The sequence below is a fragment of the Streptomyces sp. NPDC127084 genome, from assembly GCF_042724175.1.
In the GTDB taxonomy this organism is placed as follows: Bacteria; Actinomycetota; Actinomycetes; order Streptomycetales; family Streptomycetaceae; genus Streptomyces.
In genome coordinates this window covers 38,458-43,525 of record NZ_JBHXFA010000037.1, presented here as the reverse complement: position 1 = coordinate 43,525, position 5,068 = coordinate 38,458, and the positions used below count along the sequence as shown (strand labels likewise).

5 protein-coding genes and 1 pseudogene are annotated in these 5,068 nt (G+C 73.3%); 3 read left to right on the top strand and 3 right to left on the bottom strand.

Annotated elements, in window-relative coordinates; genetic code table 11:
• A partial coding sequence (locus tag ACFWI9_RS11905; protein ID WP_387161006.1) for a hypothetical protein occupies positions 1 to 255 on the bottom strand: 255 nt, incomplete at its 3' end.
• Entirely contained in the window at positions 249 to 986 is a 738-nt protein-coding gene (locus ACFWI9_RS11900; RefSeq protein WP_387161030.1) for an ABC transporter ATP-binding protein, read from the bottom strand. The genes ACFWI9_RS11900 and ACFWI9_RS11905, both read right to left, overlap by 7 nt.
• A gap of 228 nt (positions 987 to 1,214) precedes the next feature.
• On the opposite strand from ACFWI9_RS11900, the gene ACFWI9_RS11895 reads away from it, so the two are divergent.
• Together ACFWI9_RS11895 and ACFWI9_RS11890 are read left to right on the top strand one after the other, a co-directional pair.
• Positions 1,215 to 2,486 (top strand): sensor histidine kinase, encoded by a 1,272-nt coding sequence (locus tag ACFWI9_RS11895; protein WP_387161028.1) that lies wholly within the window; start codon positions 1,215 to 1,217, stop codon positions 2,484 to 2,486.
• The gene (locus tag ACFWI9_RS11890; RefSeq protein WP_387161004.1) at positions 2,486 to 3,118 is read left to right on the top strand and encodes a response regulator; all 633 of its coding nucleotides are present in this window, start codon (positions 2,486 to 2,488) and stop codon (positions 3,116 to 3,118) included. The genes ACFWI9_RS11895 and ACFWI9_RS11890 overlap by 1 nt, the downstream gene beginning before the upstream one ends.
• A gap of 96 nt (positions 3,119 to 3,214) precedes the next feature.
• On the opposite strand, the gene ACFWI9_RS11885 is transcribed toward ACFWI9_RS11890, so the two are convergent.
• The gene (locus ACFWI9_RS11885) at positions 3,215 to 4,705 is read right to left on the bottom strand and encodes a PLP-dependent aminotransferase family protein (protein ID WP_387161002.1); all 1,491 of its coding nucleotides are present in this window, start codon (positions 4,703 to 4,705) and stop codon (positions 3,215 to 3,217) included.
• Between the two features lie 47 nt (positions 4,706 to 4,752).
• Here ACFWI9_RS11885 and ACFWI9_RS11880 point away from each other — a divergent pair.
• Positions 4,753 to 5,068 (top strand): annotated as a pseudogene (locus tag ACFWI9_RS11880) (hypothetical protein); the annotation flags it as partial.

Below are 5,068 nucleotides of genomic sequence, written 5' to 3'. Positions count from 1 at the left end.
CGCGCCGGGGCGGGCGGGGCGCGCCGGGGGGCGGCCGCCCCCGGCCCCCCCCCCCCCCACGCTCAGGGCGTCCGCACCCTTGACGACGACCGGCGCGGCGGCGAACCGCTCGGGCACTCGAACCGGCGCGTCCAGCGACGAGGCGAGAGCCAGCCCCATGACGGCGAGCAGCGCGACGCCGAGCGAGAGTGCGACGAAACTGCCGACGAAGGTGACCCAGCGGGCGCGAAGGGTGCCCAGGGCGACGCTCAGCACGACGCGACCTCCATCCTGGCCATGCGCGCGGCGATGCCATCGGCGCTCGCCCCGACCAGTTCGCCGTCGACCCGACCGTCCACGAGAAACACCACGCGGTCCGCCCGGGAGGCCGCCACCGGGTCATGGGTGACCATGATGATCGTCTGGCCCTCGCGGTCGACCATGCCCCGCAGCAGCCCCAGCACCTCGCGGCTGGTCCGCGAATCCAGGGCACCCGTCGGCTCGTCGCCGAAAAGCACATCGGGGCGGGTGATCAGGGCGCGGGCCAGGGCGACGCGCTGCTGCTGGCCGCCGGACAGCTCCGACGGGCGGTGCCGCGCCCGGTCGCCCAGACCGACCTGACCCAGCACCTCGCGTACCAGCGCCCTGGACGGACGGCGGCCTGCGAGGCGCAAGGGCAGCGCCACGTTCTGCTCCGCGGTCAGGGACGGCACCAGGTTGAACGCCTGGAAGACGAAGCCGATGCGCTCCCGGCGCAGCAGGGTCAGCCCGGTCTCGCTCAGCCCCGTCAGCTCGGTCCCGCCCACGGTGACCGTGCCGGAGGTGGGACGGTCGAGCCCCGCCGCGCACTGGAGCAGGGTCGACTTGCCCGAGCCGGAAGGGCCCATGACCGCGGTGAAGGTGCCCTCGGCGAAGGAGAGCGAGACCCGGTCGAGCGCCGTCACGGCGCTCTCGCCCGCCCCGTACCGTCTGCTGACGGAGCACAACCTGATCGCGTCACTGGTCATCTGTCCCGATGCCCCCATGTCCCGGAATATGTCCCGGATCGCCCGGCGCCGGACCTTCCGGCGCCGCCGACTCCACGTAACCCCTGGCGGACACCTCCGCGCAGTGCGGCTGAAACGAGACTTGGGGTAGGGCCAGGCATACCCCCGGTCCTCCCACCGGACCGATGGCGCCACTCCGGGGTGCCTTCTACGGTGGCCCCCATGCACGCTCGGAATGTGTGGCAGGCCATGACCCGCCCCGGCTTCCTGCTGTCGCCATGGCCATGGCGCGCGGTCGCGTACCTGCTCACCGGCTCGGTGACCGGTGCCGTGGTGTTGGTGGGCATCGTGACCACGGCGGTCGCAGGGAGCGTGCTCGCCGTCATCCTGGTGGGATTACCGCTGCTGCTCCTCACTCTTCTCGCCGGTATCCCCGTGGCCTGGGTCGAACGGCGCAGACTGCGCCTGGTCGAACTGGACCCCGCTCCCGGCGGGCACGACACCCCCGCCGTACCGGGGCTGCGGGGCTGGCTGGGGACTCGGTTGCGGGAGCGCGCGACCTGGCGGGAGCTCGGGTACACCCTGCTGTTCGCGGGCCTGCTGTGGCCGGTCGACGCCCTCGCGGTCACGGTCGCGCTGCTCTGCCCGCTGTCCGTGGTCGCGGCTCCGCTGCTGATGGCGACAGCCGGCGACGGTCAGGAGACGAAGGTGCTCAAGCTGTGGACGGTCACCACCTGGCCGGGCGCCTTCGGTGCCGCGCTGCTCGGGCTCGTGCTCATGGCTCTCTGCGCCTACGTCCTCGGGGCCGCAGCCGGGGCCAGAGCCGCACTGACCCGGCTGCTGATCGCCCCGCGCGACGGCGAACTGAGCGCCAGGGTGGTCGAACTGACCCGCTCCCGGGTGCGGTTGGTGGACGCCTTCGAGACCGAACGGCGCCGAATCGAGCGTGATCTGCACGACGGTGCCCAACAGCGCCTCGTCGCCCTGTCGATGACGCTCGGACTGGCCCGGTTGGACGCACCTCCGGGCCCGCTGCACGACCAACTCGCCAAGGCACACGTCCAGGTGGGCGAGGCGCTGGCGGAGCTCCGCGAACTCATCCACGGTATCCATCCCAAGGTGCTCGCCGACTACGGCCTGGAAGCCGCCGTCTCCGATGCCGCGGACCGCTCCGCGGTGCCCGTGGACATCGCCATCGAACTGCCGGGACGCCTACCCCAGTCGGTCGAGGCGGCTGCCTACTTCGTGCTCAGCGAGGCTCTCGCCAACATCGCCAAGCACAGCGGGGCGAGCCGCGCCGAGGTGACCGGCTGCTACCGCGACGGGCGGCTGTTCCTGCGGGTGCGCGACGACGGCCGAGGCGGCGCGGACACAGCCAACGGCACGGGGCTCACCGGCCTCGCGGACCGGGTGTCGGTGCTCGATGGCAGAATTTCCCTGTCCAGTCCACCAGGCGGACCGACGCTGTTGAACGTGGAGATCCCTTGCCGACCCTGCGACCCGCCCGATCGCTTCGCGTAGTGCTGGCCGAGGACAGCGTCCTGCTGCGGGAGGGCCTCGCCGGTCTGCTCCACCGCTGCGGCCACCAGGTCGTCGCGGCCGTCGGAGACGCCGTGGCACTGGTCTCCGCGGTCGAGGCACACACCCCCGACGTCATCGTGACGGACGTCCGAATGCCTCCCGGGTTCCAGGACGAGGGACTGCACGCGGCGGTACGTATGCGCGAGCGCACGCCCGCACTGCCCGTCCTGGTACTCAGCCAGTACGTCCAGCGGAAGTACGCCTCCGACCTGCTCGACTCCGGCGACGGAACGGGTGTCGGCTATCTGCTCAAGGACCGGGTCGGGCAGGTCGAGGACTTCGTGGACGCCCTGCACGACGTCGCGGACGGCGGCACAGTCGTCGACCCGGAAGTCGTACGGCAACTGCTGCGTCGCCGCCGCGACCCGCTGGAGCGGCTCACGCCACGCGAACGCGAAGTCCTCGCCCTGATCGCGGAGGGCAGGTCGAACGGCTCCATCGCGCGGGAGCTGGTGGTCTCCGAAGCGGCCGTGGGCAAGCACATCAGCGGCATCTTCACCAAGCTGGACCTGCCACCGGCCGACGAGACGCACCGCAGGGTGCTGGCAGTGCTCGCCTACCTCAGGACGTGAGCCGGCGGGCACGCTCGTGGGCGTTCGCGGGACGGCCGGGCAGGATCCCACCGCGGGTCGGCTCTGCGAAACGTGGCGACGGGGTGCGCGGTGCCGCTACGGCGATGAGGTGCGCACCGCGTGGGCGAGCAGCCGCACCCCGTGTGCGATGGCTGATGGCGCGAGGTGCGCGTAGCCGAGTACCAGGTGCACGGCTCCACGCCCGCCCGACAACTCGGCGGCATCCGGCGGGACTGCCGACTCCTGCCCGGTCCGGTAGTCCGCGAGCGAGCGCAACTCCACGCCCGCGCGCCGGGCGCGGGCCAGGAAACCCGGCTCCGGTCCGTACCGTTCGGGCAGTCGCGCGATGATGTGCAGCCCTGCGGCGATGCCGCTGATCCGTGTGCCCGGGAAGTGCTCTTCGAGCTCCGCCACCAGCACATCGCGCCGCTCGCGGTAGGCACGCCCGCAGCGCCGCAACTGGCGGTCGTAGGCCCCGCTGGTCACCATCTCGGCCAGTGCGGCCTGGTCGAGCGCCGCGTTCCCGAGGTCCGTCGTCCGCTTGCGGCCCGCGAGCTCGGCGGCCAGCGCACTGGGAGCGGCCAGCCAGCCCAGGCGCAGCCCCGGGGCCAGCGACTTGCTCACCGAGCCCGTATAGATCACCCGCTCGGGATCGAGCCCTTGCAGTGCCCCGACCGGGGCGCGGTCGTAACGGAAGTCCCCGTCGTAGTCGTCCTCCACGACATAGCCGTCCACCGCCCGGGCCCAGGCGAGAAGTCCGGCGCGGCGGGCGGGGGTGACGGCCATGCCCGTCGGGAACTGGTGGGCCGGAGTGGTCACCACCAGCCGTGCGCCCGAGCGCTCCAGCGAGCTCAGCGACGGCCCCTCGTCATCGAGCGGAACCGGCGACGCGGTGAGGCCCGCGGCCTCGAACAGCGCTCCATGCTCGGGGCTGCCGGGATCCTCCACGGCGACCTGCGACAGTCCGCGCCCGCGCAGCACCTGAGCCACCAGGGTCAGGGCCTGTGCCACCCCGGAGCACACCACGATGCGCTCCGGGTCCGCCGCCACACCGCGCCGCCGCCCCAGCAACCCGGCCAGCGCGGTGCGCAGTTCCGGCAGTCCGCGCGGGTCGGGGTAGCCGAGCGCCCGGTGCGGCAGCCCGTCCAGAGCGGACCGGTGCGCGGCGGCCCACGTGGTGCGAGGGAACAGGGACAGATCCGGGGTCCCCGCCCGGAAGTCCACCAGGGCCCCCGGGCCCCGGGGGGCCAGATCGCGGGCCCGGGGCGGCGCGGCGGACCTGACCGCCTCGCTCACCCAGGTCCCCGCTCCCCGGCCGCTGCGCAGATAACCCTCGGCCGTCAACTGCTCGTATGCCTCGGTCACCAGACCCCGCGAGACACCGAGATCAAGGGCCAGTTCACGACTGGAGGGCAGCCGTGTGCCCGCCGTCAGCCGTCCCGACCGGACAGCATCGCGCAGGGCCGACTGCAGGGCGCGTCCACGCCCGCGAGCCGGGGCACCGGCCGCCGGCAGCAGGAGCTCCCATGCTGCCGTCCACGTACCGCCGGCGGTGCCGGAATCCCGATTGGTCCCCGAAGCTGTCATGGAAGTGGACCTTAGCCCGGACCGATCGGCTGCCTAGCGTCGAGCGTATGAACGTGCCTCACGTACACCGCTCCGCGCGGCCGATGCTGCCCGCGGCCCTTGCCTGCGTGCTCGTCGGCGCCTCCTTCACCGCCAACAGCGTGCTGGCCGACTACCCGTACGCGGGCGGCCAGGCCATCCGCTACGGCCTGGCGTGTCTGCTGCTGCTCCCGCTCCTCATCCGGTCCGGCGCCACGCCGCTGCGCAGCCTCGCCCCACGCCAGTGGGGCCCGCGCGCCCCGGAACCCCCCGGGGGGGGGGGGGGGGGGGAACCACCCCCGGGGGCGCCCGCCGGGCCCGCGGGGCGCCCCGCGCACCGCCGCG